The organism is Pantoea sp. K16 (genome assembly GCF_048452805.1).
Classification (GTDB): Bacteria; Pseudomonadota; Gammaproteobacteria; order Enterobacterales; family Enterobacteriaceae; genus Pantoea; species Pantoea agglomerans.
This window is the reverse complement of record NZ_JBLWNV010000018.1, coordinates 46360-68275: the sequence shown is the minus strand read 5'-3', so window position 1 is coordinate 68275 and position 21916 is coordinate 46360. Positions and strand designations below refer to the sequence as shown.

Here is a 21916-nt window from a genome sequence, read left to right as displayed (position 1 = left end):
GTTGTGCAGGAGAGGTTATGGTTGCGGTCAGAAGTGCGCATTTAAATACTGAGGGGGATTTCGCCCTCGACCAGTGGATCGCCAGTCTCGGTATTGCCAACCCGCAATCATGTCAACGTGTGGCCGAGACGTGGCGCTACTGTGAAGCGCAGACGCAGGGCCATCCTGATCAGTCGCTGCTGCTGTGGCGCGGTATTGAGATGGTTGAAATCCTCTCAATGCTCAGCATGGATATCGAAAGCCTGTGTGCGGCGCTGATTTTCCCGCTGGCTAACGATGAAGTGGTGAGTGAAGAGGAGCTGGAAACCGCCGTCGGCAAAGGCATTGTCTCGCTGGTACACGGCGTGCGCGATATGGACGCCATCCGCCAGCTGAAAGCGATCCACAACGACTCCATGGCCTCTGAACAGGTGGATAACGTCCGCCGCATGCTGCTGGCGATGGTGGAGGATTTCCGCTGCGTAGTGCTGAAGCTGGCTGAACGCATCATGAACCTGCGCGAAATGAAAGATGCGCCGGAAGATGAGCGGGTACTGGCCGCCAAAGAGAGCACCAATATCTATGCGCCACTGGCCAACCGTCTCGGTATTGGTCAGCTCAAATGGGAGCTGGAAGATTACTGCTTCCGCTATCTGCATCCCGACGAATATAAGCGCATCGCCAAATTACTGCATGAGCGGCGTATTGACCGTGAGCAGTACATCGAAAACTTCGTCAGCAATCTGCGCAAAGAGATGGTCAAAGAGGGCGTGCGCGCCGAAGTCTATGGCCGTCCGAAACATATCTACAGCATCTGGCGCAAGATGCAGAAAAAATCGCTGGCCTTTGATGAGCTGTTTGACGTGCGGGCGGTGCGCATCGTCGCCGATCGCCTGCAGGATTGCTACGGTGCGCTGGGTACGGTGCATACGCTCTATCGCCATCTGCCCAGTGAATTCGATGACTACGTCGCTAACCCCAAACCCAACGGCTACCAGTCGATTCATACGGTGGTGTTAGGGCCGCAGGGCAAAACGGTGGAGATCCAGATCCGTACCCGCCAGATGCATGAAGATGCCGAGCTGGGCGTGGCGGCGCACTGGAAATATAAAGAGGGGCCAACTTCCAGCAGCGCGCGTGGCGCGGCCGGTCATGAAGAGCGGATCGCCTGGCTGCGTAAGCTCATCAGCTGGCAGGAAGAGATGGCGGACTCCGGCGAACTGCTGGAAGAGGTCCGCAGCCAGGTGTTCGATGACCGGGTCTACGTCTTTACCCCGAAAGGCGACGTGGTGGATCTGCCCGCTGGATCGACGCCGCTCGACTTTGCCTATCATATTCACAGCGACATCGGTCACCGCTGCATCGGCGCGAAAATCGGTGGCCGCATCGTGCCGTTCACCTACCAGCTGCAGATGGGCGATCAGGTTGAAGTGATCACCCAGAAGCAGCCGAACCCGAGCCGCGACTGGCTCAATCCGAATCTGGGCTACATCACCACCAACCGTGGGCGCTCGAAGATCCACAACTGGTTCCGTAAGCAGGATCGCGACAAGAATATTATCGCCGGACGGCAGATTCTGGATAACGAACTGAATCAGCTGGATATCAGCCTGCGCGAAGCCGAAAAACTGCTGCTGCCGCGCTATAACGTCACCTCGCTTGAAGAGCTGCTGGCGGCGATTGGCGGCGGCGATATTCGTCTTAACCAGATGGTTAACTTCCTGCAGGCGAAGCTGAACAAGCCGAGCGCCGAAGAGGAAGATCGCGAAGCGCTGCGCCAGCTGACCCAGAAATCGTACACTCCCTCTTCACGCAAAGAGAGCGGACGCGTCGTCGTGGAAGGCGTGGGCAACCTGATGCACCACATTGCCCGCTGCTGCCAGCCGATTCCGGGGGATGATATTGTCGGCTTCATCACCCAGGGGCGCGGCATCTCTATTCACCGCGCCGACTGCGACCAGCTGGCTGAACTCATTTCGCATGCGCCGGAACGTATCGTCGATGCGGTGTGGGGCGAAAGTTACTCCAGCGGCTATTCGCTGGTGGTGCGCGTGACCGCCAACGATCGCAGCGGCTTACTGCGTGACATCACCACCATTCTCGCCAACGAGAAAGTGAATGTCCTGGGCGTCTCAAGCCGCAGCGACACCAAAAAACAGCTGGCGACCATCGACATGGATATTGAGATCTACAACCATCAGGTACTGGGACGTGTCCTGGCGCGTCTGAACCAGGTCTCTGATATCATTGACGCCCGTCGCCTGCACTGATATTCAGGCAGGCACTGAGGCAACCGGCAGCTGGAGGTTGCGCAGGCGTTTTCTGCACCACCAGACACGGCCGGACGCGGTGAATAGCGTCCTGCCGTGTTGTACGCTTTGCCTCTTCGCCCGTTGCCTGTCATCTCACTAATCAAGGATCCTCCTGAATGAACGCTATTGAGCGCCTGCTTGGCATAATGAAAACCCTGCGCGATCCACAACATGGCTGTCCGTGGGATCGTGAACAGACCTTCGCCACCATCGCGCCCTATACGCTGGAAGAGACCTACGAAGTGCTGGACGCTATCCAGCGCGAAGATTTTGACGATCTGCGCGGTGAGCTGGGCGATCTGCTGTTTCAGGTGGTGTTCTATGCGCAGATGGCCAGCGAACAGGATCGCTTTAATTTTGAGGATGTCTGCCACGCAATCAGCGACAAGCTGGAGCGCCGTCATCCACACATTTTTGGCGATGCCACAGCAGAAACCAGCAGCGAAGTGCTGAAAAACTGGGAAGCGATAAAAACCGCTGAGCGGGCTGACAAAGCCCAGCATTCGGCGCTGGATGATATCCCTAAGGCACTGCCCGCACTGATGCGCGCCCACAAGATTCAGAAGCGTTGTCGCAATGTCGGATTCGACTGGACCACGCTGGGGCCGGTGGTGGCTAAAGTGCATGAAGAGATTGATGAAGTGATGCACGAGGCGCAGCAGAGCGTGGTGGATGGTGAGAAGCTGGAAGAGGAGATTGGCGATCTGCTGTTCGCCACGGTTAACCTGTCGCGCCATCTGGGCAGCAAAGCGGAAACTGCGCTGCAAAAGGCCAACGACAAGTTTGAGCGCCGCTTCCGCGAAGTCGAAGCGATCATCGCTGCACAGGGGTTAAGTATGCCGGGTGCCACACTGGAGCAGATGGAAGCCGCCTGGCAGCAGGTGAAACGGGGCGAGAAGCGCTGATTATTCCAGCGCTGTGCATAAAGTCACCGCTTTCGCTTACTCGATTCAGCCTGACGGCAACTTTGTGACGCACGTCAACATTTCATTGGCGGCTATCGGCTATGTTAGCCGCAGCAATGCGTTGGAGGATGGCGGTGATTCATCAATTGTGGCTGATAGCGGTTTCCAGTATACTGTTTTCCCGTCCTGGTTATTCCACCGTCTTTAAACCTAAACTCTCAGGTTCAGCATGACAACGAATTATATTTTTGTGACCGGCGGGGTCGTTTCCTCTCTGGGTAAAGGCATTGCCGCAGCCTCCCTCGCAGCCATTCTCGAAGCCCGTGGTCTGAACGTGACCATCATGAAGCTGGACCCGTATATCAACGTGGATCCAGGCACCATGAGCCCGACGCAGCACGGTGAAGTTTTCGTCACTGATGACGGCGCTGAAACCGATCTGGATTTGGGTCACTACGAGCGCTTCATCCGTACCAAAATGTCGCGTCGTAACAACTTCACCACTGGCCGTATCTACTCAGAAGTCCTGCGCAAAGAGCGCCGTGGCGACTATCTGGGCGCAACCATTCAGGTTATTCCGCACATCACCAACGCCATCAAAGAACGCATTATTGAAGGCGGTGAAGGTCATGATGTGGTACTGGTCGAAATCGGCGGCACGGTCGGTGATATCGAATCACTGCCGTTCCTGGAAGCGATTCGCCAGATGGCCGTTGATGTGGGCCGCGAACACACCATGTATATGCACCTGACGCTGGTGCCGTATATGGCGGCTGCCGGTGAAGTGAAAACCAAACCGACCCAGCACTCGGTGAAAGAGTTGCTGTCGATTGGTATTCAGCCAGACGTGCTGATTTGCCGTTCTGACCGTGCCGTACCGGCCAACGAACGCGCTAAAATCGCCCTGTTCTGTAACGTCCCTGAAAAAGCGGTTATCTCGCTGAAAGACGTTGATTCCATCTACAAGATTCCTGGCATGCTGAAATCGCAGGGCCTGGATGACTATATCTGCAAGCGCTTCAACCTGAATGCACCGGAAGCCAACCTGGCCGAATGGGAGCAGGTGATCTACGAAGAAGCCAATCCGGGTGGTGAAGTCACCATCGGTATGGTGGGCAAGTATGTGGAATTGCCGGATGCCTACAAGTCGGTCATCGAAGCGCTGAAACATGGCGGCCTGAAAAATCGCGTCACCGTGAACATCAAACTGATCGATTCGCAGGATGTTGAATCACGCGGTGTCGAATTACTGAAAGATCTGGATGCGATTCTGATCCCGGGTGGCTTCGGTTACCGTGGCGTGGAAGGCAAGCTGATGACCGCGCAGTATGCACGTGAAAACAACGTGCCGTACCTGGGCATCTGCCTGGGCATGCAGGTTGCGCTGATGGAGTTCGCCCGCAATGTCGCCGGGATGCCGGGCGCCAACTCCACGGAATTTGTGCCAGACTGTAAATATCCGGTGGTGGCATTAATCACCGAATGGCGTGACGAAGATGGCAACGTCGAAGTCCGCAGCGAGCAGAGCGATCTGGGCGGCACCATGCGTCTGGGCAGCCAGCAGTGTCAGTTAACGCCGGGCAGCCAGGTTCGCCAGCTCTACGGCTCTGACACTATCGTTGAGCGCCATCGCCACCGCTATGAAGTGAACAATATGCTGTTAAAGCAGATTGAAGCAGCCGGTCTGCGCGTAGCAGGTCGCTCTGGTGATGATCAACTGGTTGAGATTATCGAGATCCCGAACCATCCATGGTTTGTGGCCTGCCAGTTCCATCCTGAGTTTACCTCGACCCCACGCGACGGCCATCCGCTGTTTGCCGGCTTTGTTAAAGCCGCACATGAGCATCAGAAGCGTTTAGCGAAGTAAGTTTCACAGGCAGCGCGCGAACTTTTCGCGCGTTGCTTGTCTTAGGATTGACTAACTTGTACTGAGGAAAATCGTAATGTCCAAAATCGTAAAAGTCATCGGTCGCGAAATTATCGACTCACGTGGTAACCCGACTGTTGAAGCTGAAGTGCATCTGGAAGGCGGTTTCGTAGGCCTGGCAGCTGCGCCATCAGGTGCCTCTACCGGTTCACGCGAAGCGCTGGAACTGCGTGACGGTGACAAATCACGTTATCTGGGCAAAGGCGTAACCAAAGCCGTTGCTGCAGTAAACGGTCCGATTGCTGAAGCGGTAAAAGGCAAAGACGCGAAAGATCAGGCGAACATCGATAAGATCATGATCGACCTGGACGGTACTGAGAACAAATCTAACTTCGGTGCTAACGCCATTCTGGCTGTTTCACTGGCAGCTGCTAAAGCCGCTGCAGCCTCTAAAGGTCAGCCGCTGTACGAGCACATCGCTGAACTGAACGGCACCCCAGGCAAATACTCTATGCCACTGCCAATGATGAACATCATCAACGGCGGCGAACATGCCGACAACAACGTCGACATCCAGGAATTCATGATCCAGCCGGTTGGCGCTCCGAACCTGAAAGAAGCCATCCGTATGGGTTCTGAAGTGTTCCACAGCCTGGCAAAAGTGCTGAAAAGCAAAGGCATGAGCACTGCAGTGGGTGACGAAGGCGGCTATGCGCCTAACCTGGGTTCCAACGCCGAAGCGCTGGCTGTTATCGCTGAAGCGGTAAAAGCAGCAGGCTACGAGCTGGGCAAAGACATCACCCTGGCGATGGACTGTGCGGCATCTGAGTTCTACAAAGATGGCAAATACGTTCTGGCCGGTGAAGGCGGTAAATCGTTTACCTCTGAAGAGTTCACCCACTTCCTGGAAGATCTGACTAAACAGTATCCGATCGTTTCTATCGAAGATGGCCTGGACGAATCTGACTGGGACGGCTTCGCTTACCAGACCAAAGTACTGGGCGACAAAATCCAGCTGGTGGGTGATGACCTGTTCGTTACCAACACCAAAATTCTGAAAGAAGGTATCGATAAAGGTATCGCTAACTCCATTCTGATCAAATTCAACCAGATCGGTTCTCTGACCGAAACTCTGGCTGCGATCAAAATGGCGAAAGACGCGGGCTACACTGCCGTGATCTCTCACCGTTCAGGCGAAACCGAAGATGCGACCATCGCTGACCTGGCGGTAGGTACTGCAGCGGGCCAGATCAAAACCGGTTCAATGAGCCGTTCTGACCGTGTTGCTAAGTACAACCAGCTGATCCGTATTGAAGAAGCGCTGGGTTCTAAAGCGCCATTCAACGGTCTGAAAGAAGTTAAAGGTCAGTAATGACTGTGCGTTGATGTCGCGCTAAGTGACATCATCGGCCTCTGAAGCCCCGCCTTGTGCGGGGCTTTTTGTTGGTGGCGGTGTGCAGATGCAGACGCAGATGGCAAGGCCCGATCGCCAAAGCGGCATCTCTGCCGGCCCGGTCCGCGCGATAACGCACCTCATCCCTGAGGTGCGCCCGTTACCGGGCCAACGCTTTGCGTTGTTCAAAAACGCTTCCGGCGTTTTTGTCCTGAGCGCGGGACGCTTTGCTCTTCGGTCCTGGCCATCCACGTTTTGCGCCTGTCAGCCATCTGAAGCCCCTCTTTTGTGTTTTGTCCGGCGCGGAGAAAAGGCACAACGCGTGGTTGAGCTGCGCGGCAAATCTGCCATAATCAGCGCCCTGTTTTTTTCAAGCGAGTCCGTAATGCAATACCCGATTAACGAAATGTTCCAGACACTGCAGGGCGAAGGTTATTACACCGGCGTGCCTGCCATTTTCATTCGTTTGCAGGGATGCCCGGTGGGCTGTAGCTGGTGCGATACCAAACACACCTGGGAAAAGCGGACAGATCGGGAAACGTCGCTGGGCGATATTTTGATCAAGACGGTGGAAAGCGACGCCTGGGGGGATGCCGACGCGGCGACCCTGGTGAGTGCCATTGCGCAGCAGGGCTGGACGGCGCGTCATGTGGTCATCACCGGTGGTGAACCGGCGATATACGATCTGCGTCCGTTAACCACTGCGCTGGAGCAGCACGGTTTCCAGTGCCAGATTGAGACCAGCGGAACCCACGAGATTCACTGTTCCGAACGGACCTGGGTGACTGTCTCGCCGAAGGTCAACATGCGCGGCGGCTACGATGTTCTGCCCCAGGCGCTGAGCCGGGCCGATGAAATCAAGCATCCGGTAGCGCGCGAGCGTGATGTGGAAGCGCTGGATCGGCTGCTGGCAGGCATTGATGACACCAAAGCGCGTATCATCGCCCTGCAGCCAATCAGCCGCAAAGATGATGCAACCCGGCTCTGTATTGAGACCTGCATTGCTCGTAACTGGCGTCTGTCGATGCAGACCCATAAATATCTCAATATCGCCTGATCCTGATAAAGCGGCACGCAATGAGCCGTTAACTACAGGAAAGCGTTGAGCGTCAGAGGCAGGACGGAGAGAAAAGCCGCGTCGGATCGAAGGGTTCGATCCGACAGGGTTAGCCGCGGTAAACGCAGCCTGCGGTGCAGGTTTCTTTGATCATCACCGCGCTTAGCAGCGGCAGTTGCGGCTTCATCTGATCCCAGATCCATTTCGCCAGCACTTCGCTGGTGGGATTTTCCAGGCCGGGAATATCATTCAGATAGTAGTGGTCCAGCCGATTGTAGACCGGCTTAAACGCCGCCTTCAGCTCAGCAAAATCCATAACCCAGCCGGTATGCGCATCCACTTCGCCGGTAATCTCCAGACGAACCAGGAACGAATGACCGTGCAGACGGCCACATTTGTGTCCGGCCGGCACATTCGGTAGATGATGCGCGGCTTCGAACTGGAACTCTTTAAACAAGGTGGTAGACATAATGGTTCTCAGACATTAAAAAACCGCTGAATTCTACCTGATTACCGCTTTTTTCGCACCCGAACCGCACAAACCGATACTTTTCCTGCGCGTTTATACAGTGTCGTCCAGCTAATTAACTGATATATCACCGCTTTGCTTACCACTTTTAACGATTATTACTACCTGGAAAACCATTTAGTCATTTTGGTTATTTGATATGTCGAAGGTGTATTTAATCGTTAATATACGGACCGGTAACCTACGCACTCTTCCGCCATTTTACGGTCCGGACTTCTGATACTGGAATTTTTAACGCGATGACGACTCAGGCACCTGGTTCAATGCTTCCGCTCTCCCCGGAACAACTCGCTCGCTTACAGGCGGCGACGACAGATTATTCCCCGACTCAACTGGCGTGGCTGTCAGGCTATTTCTGGGGCAGGGTGGAACAGACCCCGGGTAGCGCCGTCGCCAGCACTGCATCTGTTCCGGCTCCGGCTCCGGCCGAAGCGCCCGCCATTACGCTGCTTTCCGCTTCCCAGACCGGCAACGCACGTCGTCTGGCTGAGCAGTTGCGTGATGACCTGCTGGCCGCAAAGCTGAACGTAAACCTGGTGAATGCCGGTGATTACAAGTTCAAACAGATTGGCCAGGAAAAAATGCTGGTGGTTGTAACCTCCACCCAGGGCGAAGGCGAACCGCCGGAAGAGGCGGTGGCGCTGCATAAATTCCTGATGTCGAAAAAGGCACCGAAAATGGAGGGTGCCGCCTTCGCAGTGTTTGGCCTGGGCGACACCTCTTATGAATTCTTCAGTCAGGCGGGTAAAGATTTTGACAGCCGACTGGCGGAGCTGGGCGGTGAGCGTCTGCTGGATCGCGTCGATGCAGATGTTGAGTATGCAGAGCAGGCCGCCGCCTGGCGCAATGCACTGACGGAAATTCTCAAGAAACGCGTGCCGACCGAATCCCCGGCGCAGGCTGCGGCGACAGCAGCCGGCAGCGTCAACGAAGTCACCACCAGCCCCTATACTAAAGAGTCGCCGCTCAGCGCGAGTCTGGCGGTGAATCAGAAAATTACCGGACGGGATTCAGATAAAGATGTGCGCCATATCGAAATCGATCTGGGCGATTCCGGTCTGCGCTACCAGCCTGGCGATGCGCTGGGCGTCTGGTATGAGAACGACGCGGCGCTGGTCAGCGAACTGCTGGAGCTGGTCTGGCTGAAAGGCGATGAGCCGGTAGAGGTTCAGGGGAAAACCCTGCCGCTGGCGGAGGCGCTGCAGAAGCATTTCGAGCTGACGGTTAACACCGCGCAGATCGTGGCGCAGTATGCCCAGCTGTCACGCAACGCGGAGTTGCTCTCACTGGTGGATGATAAAGCCAGGCTGCAGCACTATGCGCAGCACTATCCGATTGTGGATATGGTGCGCCTGGCACCGTCTGAACTCAGCGCTGAACAGCTGACCGGCCTGCTGCGACCGTTGACGCCGCGACTCTACTCTATCGCCTCTTCGCAGGCTGAAACCGATACCGAAGTGCATATCACCGTCGGTGCCGTTCGCTTTGATATTGAAGGTCGCCAGCGTGGCGGCGGTGCATCGACCTGGCTGGCCGATCGCATCGAAGAAGAGGGCGAAGTCCGGGTCTTCATCGAACACAACGACAACTTCCGCCTGCCGGCTAATCCGGATGCGCCAGTGATCATGATTGGCCCGGGCACCGGCATCGCGCCGTTCCGCGCCTTTATGCAGCAGCGCGACAACGACGGTGCCGGCGGCAAAAACTGGCTATTCTTTGGTAATCCGCACTTCACCGACGATTTCCTCTATCAGGTAGAGTGGCAGAAATATGTGAAGGATGGTCTGCTGACCCATATCGACCTCGCCTGGTCACGCGATCAGGCAGAGAAGATTTACGTACAGGATAAGATCCGCGCGAAAGGGGCCGAAGTGTGGCGCTGGATTGAAGAGGGCGCGCATCTTTATGTCTGTGGCGACGCGAATCGTATGGCAAAAGACGTCGAGCAGGCACTGCTGGATGTGGTGGTCGAACACGGCGGAATGGATCGTGAAACGGCCGACGAATTTTTAAGTGAGCTGCGCATTGAGCGCCGTTATCAGCGAGACGTTTACTAATGAGCGATAAACACCCTGGACCGCTGGTTGTAGAAGGCAAATTAGCAGACGCTGAGCGTCTGAAGAAGCAGAGCAACTATCTGCGCGGCACCATTAAAGAAGATCTGGAAGAGGGTCTGACCGGCGGTTTTACCGGCGACAACTTCCTGCTGATTCGTTTTCACGGCATGTACCAGCAGGACGATCGCGATATTCGTGCCGAACGTGCGGAGCAGAAGCTGGAGCCGCGCCACGCCATGATGCTGCGTTGCCGGTTACCGGGCGGCATCATTACGCCGACTCAGTGGCTGGCCATCGACAAATTTGCCACCGATAAAACCATCTATGGCAGCATCCGTCTGACTAACCGTCAGACCTTCCAGTTTCACGGCATTCTGAAGAAGAACGTCAAGCCGACGCATCAGATGCTGCATGAGGTGGGGCTGGATGCGCTGGCGACCGCCAACGACGTTAACCGTAACGTGCTCTGTACGTCGAACCCGGTTGAGTCGGAACTGCATCAGGAAGCGTATGAGTGGGCGAAGAAACTCTCTGAGCATCTGCTGCCACGCACCCGTGCCTATGCGGAGATCTGGTGGGATAAAGAAAAAGTCGCCACCACCGACGAAGAGCCGATCCTCGGTGAAACGTATCTGCCGCGTAAATTCAAAACCACCGTGGTGATCCCGCCGCATAACGACGTGGATCTGCACGCCAACGATCTGAACTTTGTCGCTGTCGCCGAGCACGGCAAGCTGGTGGGCTTTAACCTGCTGGTGGGTGGCGGGCTGTCGATTGAGCACGGTAACAAAGCGACCTACGCGCGCACCGCCAGCGAGTTTGGTTACTTCCCGGTGGAGAAGATCCTCGACGTTGCCGAGGCGGTGGTCACGACTCAGCGCGACTGGGGCAACCGTACCGACCGTAAAAACGCCAAAACCAAGTACACCCTGGAACGCGTTGGCGTCGAGACCTTTAAAGCCGAAGTTGAAAAACGGGCAGGCCTGACGTTTGAGCCGATCCGTCCTTATGAGTTCACCACCCGTGGCGATCGCATTGGCTGGATTAAAGGCATCGACAACAAATGGCACCTGACGCTGTTTATCGAAAATGGTCGCCTGCTCGACTATCCGGGCCGACCGCTGAAAAGCGGCATCGCTGAAATTGCGAAAATCCATCAGGGCGATTTCCGCCTGACCGCTAATCAGAACCTGATTGTGGCGGGCGTGCCGGAAAGCGAAAAAGCGCAGATCGAAGCAATCGCGCGCGAACATGGTCTGATGGATCACGTTACGGCACAGCGCGAAAACTCGATGGCCTGCGTGGCGTTCCCGACCTGTCCGCTGGCGATGGCAGAAGCCGAGCGCTTCCTGCCTGCCTTTGTGACCAAAGTGGAAGGGATCATGCATGCGCATGGCGTTGGTGATGAGCACATAGTGTTACGCGTTACCGGTTGTCCCAACGGCTGTGGCCGTGCCATGCTGGCTGAGCTGGGTCTGGTGGGTAAAGCGCCAGGTCGCTACAACCTGCATCTGGGTGGAAACCGCAGCGGAACGCGTATTCCCCGCATGTACCGTGAAAACATTAACGAAAGCGAAATTCTCGCCACCATTGATGAGCTGGTGGGACGCTGGGCCACTGAGCGCCAGGCCGCTGAAGGCTTTGGTGACTTCACCATCCGCGCGGGCATTGTTGCGCCGGTGCTGGACCCGGCACGCGATTTTTGGGAGGAAGCAAAATGAGTCACCCCGACCTCGCAGCACTGAATGAGATGTCCAAAGTCCAGCGTGCTATGGCGCTGGCCGCGACCAATGCGCAGCTGGAGAAGTCATCAGCGGAAGAGCGGGTCAGCTGGGCGCTGGAGAATCTGCCGGGTGCCTATGTGCTCTCCTCCAGTTTCGGTATTCAGGCCGCGGTGTCGCTGCATCTGGTGACGCGTCTGCAGCCCGATATTCCGGTGATCCTGACCGACACCGGCTATCTGTTCCCGGAGACCTATCGTTTTATTGATGAGCTGGCGGACCAGCTCAATCTCAACCTTAAAGTGTTCCGCGCCGAAACCTCACCGGCCTGGCAGGAAGCGCGCTACGGCAAACTGTGGGAGCAGGGCGTCGAGGGGATTGAGAAATATAACGAGATCAACAAAGTTGAGCCGATGAATCGCGCCATTGAAACCCTTGGCGCGCAGACCTGGTTTGCTGGATTGCGCCGCGACCAGTCGGGCAGCCGGGCGAATCTGCCGGTGCTGGGCGTCCAGCGTGGCGTCTTTAAGCTGCTGCCGATTATCGACTGGGATAACCGCCAGATTCATCAGTACCTGGAACAGCATAAGCTGAAGTACCATCCGCTGTGGGATGAAGGCTATCTCTCGGTGGGCGATACCCATACCACCCGCAAGTGGGAACCGGGTATGGCAGAAGAAGAGACGCGCTTCTTCGGTCTCAAGCGCGAGTGTGGTCTGCACGAAGGCTGACGCAGGACTTCTCTCCCCCAACACCGGGAGAGAAGTTTTTGGCTGCAGTCAGGCGGAAAGCTAAGCGCCTTTTAATCCGGCAAACGCCTCTGCTGCACGGGTCACATTCACTTTCGTCACCTCATACTCTGCCACCGTGACAAACGGATCTTCCGCTAAAATTGCATCCAGCTCTTCTCGTTCCATCTCCCTGACCAGTAACATGCCGCCCGTGCGCGGATCTTTACGTCCCGCTGCAATAAAAAAGCCCGCGTCAAAATAGCGATCCAGCCATTCGATATGGGCTGCCAGCAGCGCTTCAACTTCTTCTACCGGACGAACGTAGTTCAGAAAGACCACGTACATGTCAGATCCTTACACTTTGGGGTTGGTCAGTTCACTGAGCAGCGGCAGTAGCACGCGAACGCTGTCGCGGGTTCGCAAGGTTATCTGCCCCGGCAGCCAGCGGTCGAGATAGCTCAGATTATCCAGGTCAGTCTGATGGCGGGTAACGCCATCAGGAAAGTGGGGACTACGATGACGCTGCAGCGCACCATCTTTATTACCCAGCGTCCAGTTGCTGGCGGTCACATCCAGCAGCGGAAAGCCCGCCTTGTCGAAGGCATTAAGCGCGTCAAAATCTTTACGGTTCAGCTGATGACTGGCGGCGGGAATGCCCTGCTGACGTGCCAGTAACAGGGCTCGTTCGCTGGTCTGCTTGCGCACCGCCCGGGGCGTATTCATGCCGCTGTTAAAATAGAGATGATCGCCGGTGATCAGGCTATTCAGATCGATGACCAGCAGGGTATTCTTCTTCTCACGCGTGCTCATCCGCTCAACATAATCATCCATGCCGTGCAGATCCGCCTCTCCGGCGCTCAGCGCCACAAAGCGTATGCCGTAGTGCAGCGGTTTGCGGCTCAGCTGCTGCGCCAGCTCCAGCATTACGCCAAGACCCGATGCATTATCATCGACGCCCTGCAGGCGTAAGCCGCCCAGGTTGTGCTGGGCCTGGCTGCTATTTTGCGGCGTCCAGGTATCCAGATGTGCCACGATCAGAATCTCCTGCGGCACGCTGCCGGCACGCGCGGCAATCACCGAGGTTGCCGTGAGCTTATGCCAGCGCTGCGTGCCATCCTCTTCCTGCCACTTATAGCCGGTCCTGAACTGGCGGGTATTGGTCTTATAACCCAGCGCGGTAAATTGCTGTTGCAGGTAGTCGGCTGCCATCAGCTCAGCCGGGCTGCCGCTCATCCGGCCAGGAAACAAGGTGGCGATGTGCCGGACCTGCTGTTCGGCAAACTGACCAGGCGGAGTGGCCAGAGCCAGCGGGGAAATGAGTGCGCCAAATAAAATTGTCGCTACCCTCAAGCGGAGGGAATAAAACATAGTGCATCCTTTTTCATTATTCGGGAGCCGTTCCGCATGGGGGCCAGGGCCAGCCATGCCGCGCGCATTATATCCTTTTTGTCCCGTGACTTTGTTAGTGGAATCGGGCGCTGTCACTACCGAAAGGCGTAACGGACCATTATCGCTGGCACTTATCTGCTTTTGCTGCCGCAGGTGTGGCTTTCAATATGTGAGCCTGTTCACGAAAAAGCCATTAAATTTCATCTGTTAAGACCAAATTGTTCTGTGCTTTGCGGCGTCGTTATTCCATTCGGTAACTACTCATTCCAATTCGTAATTTCATCTGGATAAACTCAGCGACGTATAGTCGCGTTAATACAAAGTTAAAACATCAGGGTTAACGTGGACTATTTGCCTCTTTTTGCCGATCTTTCTGGCCGCCCGGTTCTGGTTGTCGGCGGGGGAGATATTGCGGCGCGAAAAATTGAACTGCTGCGCCGTGCACGCGCGCGCGTTCTGATCGCATCTCGTGAACTCTGCCCTGAACTGCAGGCACTGCTGGATAAGCAGGAGCTGGAGTGGCTGGCGACCGAATTTGACCCGGCCCAGCTGGATGGCGTTTTCCTGGTGATTGCCGCCACCGACGACAACCATCTCAACAGCCAGGTGTTTGAAGCCGCCAACGCGCGGCATAAGCTGGTTAACGTGGTGGATGACCAGCCAAAATGCACCTTTATCTTCCCCTCGATTGTTGACCGCTCACCGCTGGTGGTGGCGATCTCCTCCAGCGGCACCGCACCGGTGCTGGCACGCATGCTGCGCGAAAAAATCGAAACGCTGCTGCCTGCCAGTCTGGGTCAGATGGCTGAAGTGGCCGGACTCTGGCGCGATAAAGTTAAACAGCGCTTCAGCCGCATGTCTGACCGTCGGCGCTTCTGGGAACGCGCTTTCGATGGCCGGTTCGCCAGTGAGATGTCTGCCGGTAACGTCGAAGAGGCGAAACGCACGCTGGACCGTGAGCTGCTGGAAGAGCCGACCCGTCAGGGCGAGATCTTTCTGGTGGGCGCCGGGCCGGGCGACAGCGGTCTGCTGACGCTGCGTGGCCTGCAGGTGATGCAGTTAGCCGATGTGGTGCTCTACGACCATCTGGTCAGCGAAGAGGTGCTGGATCTGGTGCGCCGCGATGCCGATCGCATCTGCGTCGGCAAACGGGCCAGCGCGCACACGTTGCCGCAGGAAGAGATCAATCAGATGCTGGTTTCACTGGCGCTGAAAGGCAAGCGCGTCGTGCGCCTCAAGGGCGGCGATCCCTTTATCTTTGGCCGCGGCGGCGAAGAGCTGCAGGCGGCTCAGCAGGCGGGTGTGCCGTTCCAGGTGGTGCCGGGCGTCACCGCGGCTGCCGGTGCGACGGCCTATGCCGGTATTCCGCTGACCCACCGCGACTACGCGCAGAGCGTGATGTTTATTACCGGTCACTGCCGTCCCGATGGGGATGACATTGACTGGCCATCGCTGGCGCGTGCGCGTCAGACGCTGGCGATCTACATGGGAACCGTTAAAGCCGCTGCCATCAGCGAGGCGCTGATTCAGCACGGTCGCGCGCCATCAACGCCGGTGGCGGTGATCAGTCGCGGCACCCGTCAGGATCAACAGGTGCTGACCGGCACCTTAGAACAACTTGAGGCGCTGGCCGCCTCGGCACCCACTCCGGCGCTGCTGGTGATCGGAGAGGTGGTTAATCTGCACGGGCAACTCGCCTGGTTTAAACATTCAGCACAGCAGGGGGCTCGCGAGTCCGCCGTTGTCAATCTGGCTTGAGGGAAAATCATGGACCAAAAACGACTCACTCATCTGCGTCAGCTGGAGGCGGAGAGTATCCACATCATTCGCGAAGTGGCGGCGGAGTTCAGCAATCCGGTGATGATGTACTCCATCGGCAAAGACTCCTCGGTCATGCTCCATCTGGCGCGTAAAGCCTTCTACCCAGGCACGCTGCCCTTCCCGTTGCTGCATGTGGATACCGGCTGGAAATTCCGTGAAATGTACGAATTTCGCGATCGCACCGTGAAAGCGATGGGCGCAGAGTTGCTGGTTCACCGCAACCCGGAAGGCGTAGCGATGGGCATCAACCCCTTTGTTCACGGCAGTGCCAAACACACTGACATCATGAAAACCGAAGGGCTGAAGCAGGCGCTGAACAAATATGGTTTTGATGCAGCCTTTGGCGGCGCACGTCGTGATGAAGAGAAGTCACGCGCCAAAGAGCGTATCTACTCATTCCGTGACCGCTTCCATCGCTGGGATCCGAAAAACCAGCGCCCTGAGCTGTGGCACAACTACAACGGTCAGATCAACAAGGGTGAAAGCATCCGCGTCTTCCCGCTGTCGAACTGGACCGAACTGGATATCTGGCAGTACATCTTCCTGGAAAACATCGAGATCGTGCCGCTCTATCTCGCCGCACCGCGTCCGGTGCTGGAGCGTGATGGCATGCTGATGATGATCGATGACGATCGCATCAACCTGCAGCCGGGTGAAGAGATCACCGAACGGATGGTCCGTTTCCGTACGCTCGGCTGCTGGCCGCTGACCGGCGCGGTAGAGTCCGAGGCGCAGACGCTGCCGGAGATCATCGAAGAGATGCTGGTTTCCACCACCAGCGAGCGTCAGGGCCGCATGATCGATCGCGATCAGTCCGGTTCGATGGAACTGAAAAAACGTCAGGGTTATTTCTAAGGAGACGCCAGATGAATACCGTAATTGCACAACAGATTGCCGACCAGGGCGGCGTTGAAGCCTGGCTGACCACGCAACAACACAAGAGCCTGCTGCGTTTTCTGACCTGCGGCAGCGTTGACGACGGAAAAAGTACCCTGATTGGACGTCTGCTACACGACACCCGTCAGATCTATGAAGATCAGCTCTCGTCGCTGCACAACGACAGCAAGCGTCACGGCACCCAGGGCGAGAAGCTCGATCTGGCGCTGCTGGTGGATGGTCTGCAGGCTGAGCGTGAGCAGGGCATTACCATTGATGTGGCCTACCGCTACTTCTCGACCGAAAAGCGTAAATTTATTATCGCCGACACGCCGGGACATGAGCAGTACACCCGTAACATGGCGACCGGCGCGTCAACCTGCGATCTGGCGATCCTGCTGATCGATGCGCGTAAAGGCGTACTGGATCAGACCCGCCGCCACAGCTTTATCTCGACGCTGCTGGGGATCAAACACCTGGTGGTGGCGATCAATAAGATGGATCTGGTGGAGTACAACCAGGAGCGCTTCGAACAGATCAAACAGGATTACCTCGACTTTGCTGCGCAGCTGCCGGAAGACCTCGATATCCGCTTTGTGCCGATGTCGGCGCTGGAAGGGGATAACGTCGCCTCTGCCAGTCAGACCATGCCGTGGTATAGCGGCCCGACGCTGCTGGATGTGCTGGAGACCGTGGAGCTGAAGCGCGTCGTCGATCATCAGCCGATGCGTTTCCCGGTGCAGTATGTCAACCGTCCGAACCTCGATTTTCGTGGCTATGCCGGCACCCTGGCGTCGGGCAGCGTGCAGGTAGGCCAGCGCGTTAAAGTGCTGCCTTCTGGCGTGGAGTCGACCATTGCCCGCATTGTGACCTTCGATGGCGATCTGCAGGAAGCGGGTGCAGGCGAAGCGATTACCCTGGTGCTGCAGGATGAGATTGATATCAGCCGTGGCGATCTGCTGGTGGATGCCAGTGAAGAGCTGGCAGCGGTTCAGTCTGCCAGCGTTGACGTGGTCTGGATGGCAGAACAGCCGCTGCAGGCCGGTCAGAGTTATGACCTGAAAATCGCCGGTAAGAAAACCCGTGGCCGGGTAGAGAAGGTGCTGCATCAGGTCGAGATCAACTCACTGGAGACGCGTCAGGTCGATACGCTGCCGCTGAACGGTATCGGTCGCATTGAGATCACCTTTGATGAACCGATGGTGCTCGACAGCTATCAGCAGAACCCGGTAACCGGCGGCATGATCTTTATCGATCGCCTGAGCAACGTCACCGTGGGTGCTGGCATGATCCATCAGCCAAACCACGATGCCCCGGTTAATACCGGCGAGTTCAGCGCGTTTGAGCTGGAACTGAATGCGCTGGTGCGCCGCCACTTCCCACACTGGAATGCGCGCGACCTGCTGGGCGGTCAGTAATGGCTCAGCACGACGATAACGTGGTGTGGCATGATCATCCGGTGACACGCGCCTCACGCGAACAGCAGCATGGCCATCAGGGCGTGGTGCTGTGGTTCACCGGCCTTTCGGGCTCGGGGAAATCCACCGTTGCCGGTGCGCTGGAGCAGGCGCTGCACCGCATCGGCGTCAGCACCTATCTGCTGGATGGTGACAATGTGCGTCACGGCCTCTGTCGTGACCTCGGTTTCAGCGATGATGACCGTAAAGAGAATATCCGTCGCGTCGGTGAAGTGGCGAAACTGATGGTGGATGCCGGACTCGTGGTGCTCACTGCCTTTATTTCGCCGCATCGCGCCGAGCGTCAGATGGTGCGCGATCTGCTGGAGCCGGGACAGTTTATCGAGGTATTTGTCGATACGCCGTTAGCCGTGTGTGAAGCGCGTGATCCGAAAGGGTTGTATCGCAAAGCGCGCGCCGGTGAACTGCGTAATTTCACCGGCATCGACAGCGTCTATGAGGCGCCCGATAGCCCGGAAATCCAGCTGGATGGCGAACAATTGGTTACAAAACTGGCCGCCCAATTGTTAGACCTGCTGCGTGACCGCGATATCATCAAATCCTGAAGAGACAGCGGCAAATCGTTTCTGATTTGCCGCCCTCGCGCCAACAGGATGCCTATGCAGAACATTACCCCAATGCTCGCTCGAAAAGATGACTCCTCCCCGGATGAGCCGCGCTCATTGCTGCCGGGCGGCGTTATCGGCTTTCTCGCTTACTGGTGCGCACTGGCGATTCCTTTCCTGCTGTTCGGCTCTAACACGCTGTTCTTCTTTCTTTATACCTGGCCATTCTTTCTGGCGCTGCTGCCGGTTGCGGTGGTCACGGGTATCGCGCTGAATACGCTGCTGAGTGGACAGTGGCTGTGGGCCGCGCTCGCCACGGTGATCATGGTGGTCACGCTCTTCTGGTTAATGTTCTCTTTTCTCTCCGGCTGGTAAGCCCTCAGCGCGCCCGCGCTGATGTGCAAACGCATCGGCAGGTTACAAATCTTTTCCCGTCTGAATCGGTACTGATTCATATTTTGCGCAGACGCGCAGCAAAGCGCGCCATTTTCTCCGCTGGTGTGGAGTCCTGTGCAAAGTTATGGGATGATTGGGCCGTTTTTAGGGGGCGGGATGGGAAAACTGACGTTACTGTTATTGGTGCTGCTTGGCTGGCTGCAATATTCGTTGTGGCTGGGGAAAAATGGCATCCATGACTATACGCGCGTCAATGATGATGTCGCGGTGCAACAGGCAAACAATGCCAAACTGAAATCGCGAAACGATCAGCTGTTTGCCGAAATTGACGATCTCAATGGCGGCTCGGAAGCGATCGAGGAGCGTGCACGCAATGAACTGGGCATGATTAAGCCCGGTGAGACTTTCTATCGTCTGGTGCCTGACCAGAACAAACGCAACGCGCAACAAGCAGCGCTTAACCAACAACGATAAAACATGAACACTCTGGCCTCCCTTGCGGATGTGATTGCCGTGGTGCCCGCTGCCGGGATCGGCAGCCGCATGCAGGCAACCTGTCCGAAGCAGTATCTGACGATTGGTCAGCACACCCTTCTGGAACACAGCATTGCGCGTCTGTTTTCCCATCCCGCTATCAAACAGGTGATTGTCGCCCTCAGTCCTGATGACCAGCACTTCGCTTCACTGCCGCTGGCACGCGATCCGCGCGTGCTCAGGGTGACAGGCGGAGAGACCCGCGCCGAATCGGTGCTGGCCGGATTGCAGGCCGCACAGGGTTCCGCCTGGGTGCTGGTCCATGACGCCGCGCGTCCCTGTCTGCATCCCGACGATCTCCAGCAACTGCTCAACGTGCGTGAACAGAGCCACGTTGGCGGGATTCTGGCCGCGCCAGTGCGTGACACCATGAAACGGGGCGAGCCGGGCAAAGCCGCTGTGGCCCATACCGTAGAGCGCGACGATCTCTGGCACGCCTTAACGCCGCAATTTTTCCCTCATGCGCTGCTCACCGCCTGCCTGACGCGGGCGCTGGCAGAAGGCGCGACCATCACCGATGAAGCCTCGGCGCTGGAGTATTGCGGCTACCACCCGCTGTTAGTCAGCGGACGCAGTGATAACATCAAAGTCACCCGGCCAGAAGATCTGGCGCTGGCGGCTTTTTATCTGAGTCAGATTCAATTAAAGGAGAGCGCATGATGCGTATCGGTCACGGTTTTGACGTTCACGCCTTTGGCGGAGAGGGTCCGTTAGTGATTGGCGGTGTGCGGATCCCGTTTGAGCAGGGTTTTATCGCCCATTCGGATGGCGATGTGGCGCTGCATGCGCTGACTGACGCGCTGCTGGGCGCAGTGGCGATGGGCGATATCGGCAAGCTGTTTCCTGACACCGATCCGGCCTTTAAAGGGGCGGACAGCCGCGGCCTGCTGCGTGAGGCCTGGCGCCGTATCGAAGCCAAAGGCTATCGCATTGGTAATGTCGACGTCACGATTATTGCTCAGGCACCGAAAATGCTGCCGCACGTGCCACAGATGCGGATCAATATTGCAGAAGATCTGGGCTGCCATATGGATGCGGTCAACGTCAAAGCGACCACCACCGAGAAGCTGGGCTTTACCGGGCGCGGCGAAGGCATCGCCTGTGAAGCGGTGGCGTTAGTCCTGAAAGCTGACAGCCAATGATGCTGAATTACCTGCACGGCACACCCGTGGCCTCCGGCGTGATCAAAGCCAATCCGGAAGATTTCGTGGTGGTTGAAGATCTCGGTTATGGCGCGGATGGTGAAGGTGAGCACCTGCTGGTGCGCATCCGTAAAGTGGGGGCCAATACCCGCTTTGTGGCTGAGGCACTGGCGAAGTATCTCGGTATTCATCAGCGCGACATGAGTTATGCCGGAATGAAAGATCGCCATGCGGTGACGGAACAGACCCTCTGTTTTCGCCTGCCGGGTAATGCGATGCCCGATCTGCGCGGTTTTGAGCTGGAAGGGGTCGAGATTCTGCAGGCGGTGCGCCACAAACGTAAGCTGCGCATCGGCGCACTGGCGGGGAACGCGTTCCGGCTGATCATCCGCCAGATCAGTGACCGTGATGCAGTTGAAACGCGTCTGGCGCAGATTCGCGATGCGGGCGTGCCGAACTATTTTGGTGAACAGCGTTTTGGTCGCGGCGGCAATAACCTGGTGATGGCAGAAAAGTGGGCGCGCAATGAGATCATTATTCGCGACCGCAACAAGCGCAGCCTGATGCTCTCTGCCGCGCGCAGTGCGCTGTTTAATCAGGTGACCAGTGCGCGTCTGCAACAGCAGGGTGGGCTGACTCAGGTGCTCAACGGCGATGCGTTGCAGCTGACCGGACGAGGCAGCTGGTTTGTCGCGCAGCCTGATGAACTGGCAGAGTCACAGCGCCGGGTTGATCAGCATGAGCTGCGCATCACCGCGCCGCTGCCGGGACGGGGCGAGCCTGGCCCGCAGGCTGACGCGCTGGCCTTTGAACAGCAGGCGCTGGCTGATGAGACGCTGCTGCTGGGACTGATTGAACGTGAGAAGGTTGATGCTGCACGCCGTGCCATGCTGGTGGTGCCGCGCGATATGCAGTGGAGCTGGTGGGATGATGTCACGCTGGAACTGGCATTCTGGCTGCCAGCGGGCAGCTTTGCCACCAGCGTGGTCCGGGAGCTGCTGACCCACGCGGACTCGCCCGATCAGATTGATGAGTAATCTTCGCCGCAACCTGACCCGCAGTGTGGGTAATGTTGCGGCAAACCCCCACCGTCGTGTGATTTACGCCTACCACTTCCTTGCGCGCCTCGCTAGAATGCAAAAATCGCCGTCCATTCCTCACCTGTTGCCATGCCGTTAAAACAG

The 21916-nt window shown here is 57.0% G+C and carries 20 protein-coding genes; 17 read left to right on the top strand and 3 right to left on the bottom strand.

Annotated features, from left to right (window positions below):
• Window positions 1–17: 17 nt before the first annotated feature.
• The 5 genes from relA to queE all read left to right on the top strand — a co-directional run bounded on the left by relA (window position 18) and on the right by queE (window position 7513).
• Window positions 18–2249 (top strand): GTP diphosphokinase, encoded by a 2232-nt coding sequence (gene relA / locus ACK13D_RS20295; RefSeq protein ID WP_010248576.1) that lies wholly within the window; start codon window positions 18–20, stop codon window positions 2247–2249.
• Between the two features lie 158 nt (window positions 2250–2407).
• The gene (mazG, locus tag ACK13D_RS20290; RefSeq protein WP_418797004.1) at window positions 2408–3196 is read left to right on the top strand and encodes a nucleoside triphosphate pyrophosphohydrolase; all 789 of its coding nucleotides are present in this window, start codon (window positions 2408–2410) and stop codon (window positions 3194–3196) included.
• A 229-nt stretch (window positions 3197–3425) separates the two neighbouring features.
• On the top strand, window positions 3426–5063 hold the full coding sequence (pyrG, locus tag ACK13D_RS20285) for a glutamine hydrolyzing CTP synthase (protein ID WP_010248572.1): 1638 nt from the start codon (window positions 3426–3428) through the stop codon (window positions 5061–5063).
• A gap of 76 nt (window positions 5064–5139) precedes the next feature.
• Entirely contained in the window at window positions 5140–6435 is a 1296-nt protein-coding gene (gene eno / locus ACK13D_RS20280; RefSeq protein WP_010248571.1) for a phosphopyruvate hydratase, read from the top strand.
• A 406-nt stretch (window positions 6436–6841) separates the two neighbouring features.
• Entirely contained in the window at window positions 6842–7513 is a 672-nt protein-coding gene (gene queE, locus ACK13D_RS20275; RefSeq protein ID WP_010248569.1) for a 7-carboxy-7-deazaguanine synthase QueE, read from the top strand.
• 109 nt (window positions 7514–7622) lie between these two features.
• Here queE and queD read toward each other — a convergent pair whose 3' ends face one another.
• A complete protein-coding gene (gene queD / locus ACK13D_RS20270) occupies window positions 7623–7982 on the bottom strand; it encodes a 6-carboxytetrahydropterin synthase QueD (protein WP_010248568.1) in 360 nt (119 codons plus the stop codon).
• 299 nt (window positions 7983–8281) lie between these two features.
• Between queD and cysJ the strand changes: the two genes are divergently transcribed.
• Genes cysJ through ACK13D_RS20255 form a run of 3 tightly spaced genes read left to right on the top strand, consistent with a single transcriptional unit; the run spans window position 8282 to window position 12551 of the window.
• Window positions 8282–10099 carry an NADPH-dependent assimilatory sulfite reductase flavoprotein subunit gene (gene cysJ / locus ACK13D_RS20265; protein ID WP_418797003.1) on the top strand — a complete coding sequence of 606 codons (1818 nt, stop codon included), beginning with the start codon at window positions 8282–8284 and terminating at the stop codon, window positions 10097–10099.
• The gene (gene cysI, locus ACK13D_RS20260; RefSeq protein WP_010672134.1) at window positions 10099–11820 is read left to right on the top strand and encodes an assimilatory sulfite reductase (NADPH) hemoprotein subunit; all 1722 of its coding nucleotides are present in this window, start codon (window positions 10099–10101) and stop codon (window positions 11818–11820) included. Before cysJ ends, cysI begins: the two co-directional genes overlap by 1 nt.
• Complete coding sequence (locus ACK13D_RS20255; RefSeq protein ID WP_010672133.1) at window positions 11817–12551, top strand: phosphoadenylyl-sulfate reductase; 735 nt, start codon at window positions 11817–11819, stop codon at window positions 12549–12551. The genes cysI and ACK13D_RS20255 overlap by 4 nt, the downstream gene beginning before the upstream one ends.
• Before the next feature lie 60 nt (window positions 12552–12611).
• Here ACK13D_RS20255 and ACK13D_RS20250 read toward each other — a convergent pair whose 3' ends face one another.
• Both ACK13D_RS20250 and ACK13D_RS20245 read right to left on the bottom strand, forming a co-directional pair.
• Window positions 12612–12896, bottom strand: a complete 285-nt coding sequence (locus ACK13D_RS20250; RefSeq protein ID WP_010248560.1) for a YciI family protein — start codon at window positions 12894–12896, stop codon at window positions 12612–12614.
• Window positions 12897–12905: 9 nt separating this feature from the next.
• Complete coding sequence (locus ACK13D_RS20245; RefSeq protein WP_010672132.1) at window positions 12906–13919, bottom strand: aminopeptidase; 1014 nt, start codon at window positions 13917–13919, stop codon at window positions 12906–12908.
• 363 nt (window positions 13920–14282) lie between these two features.
• Between ACK13D_RS20245 and cysG the strand changes: the two genes are divergently transcribed.
• From cysG to truD, 9 genes are all read left to right on the top strand, one after another.
• Window positions 14283–15698 carry a siroheme synthase CysG gene (cysG, locus tag ACK13D_RS20240; RefSeq protein WP_033758695.1) on the top strand — a complete coding sequence of 472 codons (1416 nt, stop codon included), beginning with the start codon at window positions 14283–14285 and terminating at the stop codon, window positions 15696–15698.
• 9 nt (window positions 15699–15707) lie between these two features.
• Window positions 15708–16616 carry a sulfate adenylyltransferase subunit CysD gene (gene cysD / locus ACK13D_RS20235; RefSeq protein WP_010248554.1) on the top strand — a complete coding sequence of 303 codons (909 nt, stop codon included), beginning with the start codon at window positions 15708–15710 and terminating at the stop codon, window positions 16614–16616.
• Window positions 16617–16627: 11 nt separating this feature from the next.
• A complete protein-coding gene (gene cysN, locus ACK13D_RS20230) occupies window positions 16628–18055 on the top strand; it encodes a sulfate adenylyltransferase subunit CysN (RefSeq protein WP_010248552.1) in 1428 nt (475 codons plus the stop codon).
• Window positions 18055–18660, top strand: a complete 606-nt coding sequence (cysC, locus tag ACK13D_RS20225) for an adenylyl-sulfate kinase (RefSeq protein ID WP_010672130.1) — start codon at window positions 18055–18057, stop codon at window positions 18658–18660. The genes cysN and cysC overlap by 1 nt, the downstream gene beginning before the upstream one ends.
• A 54-nt stretch (window positions 18661–18714) precedes the next feature.
• Complete coding sequence (locus ACK13D_RS20220) at window positions 18715–19035, top strand: DUF3561 family protein (RefSeq protein ID WP_010248547.1); 321 nt, start codon at window positions 18715–18717, stop codon at window positions 19033–19035.
• A gap of 177 nt (window positions 19036–19212) precedes the next feature.
• Entirely contained in the window at window positions 19213–19530 is a 318-nt protein-coding gene (ftsB, locus tag ACK13D_RS20215) for a cell division protein FtsB (protein WP_010248545.1), read from the top strand.
• A gap of 3 nt (window positions 19531–19533) precedes the next feature.
• Window positions 19534–20250, top strand: coding sequence for a 2-C-methyl-D-erythritol 4-phosphate cytidylyltransferase (ispD, locus tag ACK13D_RS20210; RefSeq protein ID WP_010248543.1), 717 nt, complete (start codon window positions 19534–19536; stop codon window positions 20248–20250).
• Window positions 20250–20732: a 2-C-methyl-D-erythritol 2,4-cyclodiphosphate synthase gene (gene ispF, locus ACK13D_RS20205; protein ID WP_010248541.1), complete on the top strand. Its 483-nt coding sequence runs from the start codon at window positions 20250–20252 to the stop codon at window positions 20730–20732. Before ispD ends, ispF begins: the two co-directional genes overlap by 1 nt.
• The gene (truD, locus tag ACK13D_RS20200) at window positions 20729–21769 is read left to right on the top strand and encodes a tRNA pseudouridine(13) synthase TruD (RefSeq protein WP_064690371.1); all 1041 of its coding nucleotides are present in this window, start codon (window positions 20729–20731) and stop codon (window positions 21767–21769) included. The genes ispF and truD overlap by 4 nt, the downstream gene beginning before the upstream one ends.
• Window positions 21770–21916 lie beyond the last annotated feature (147 nt).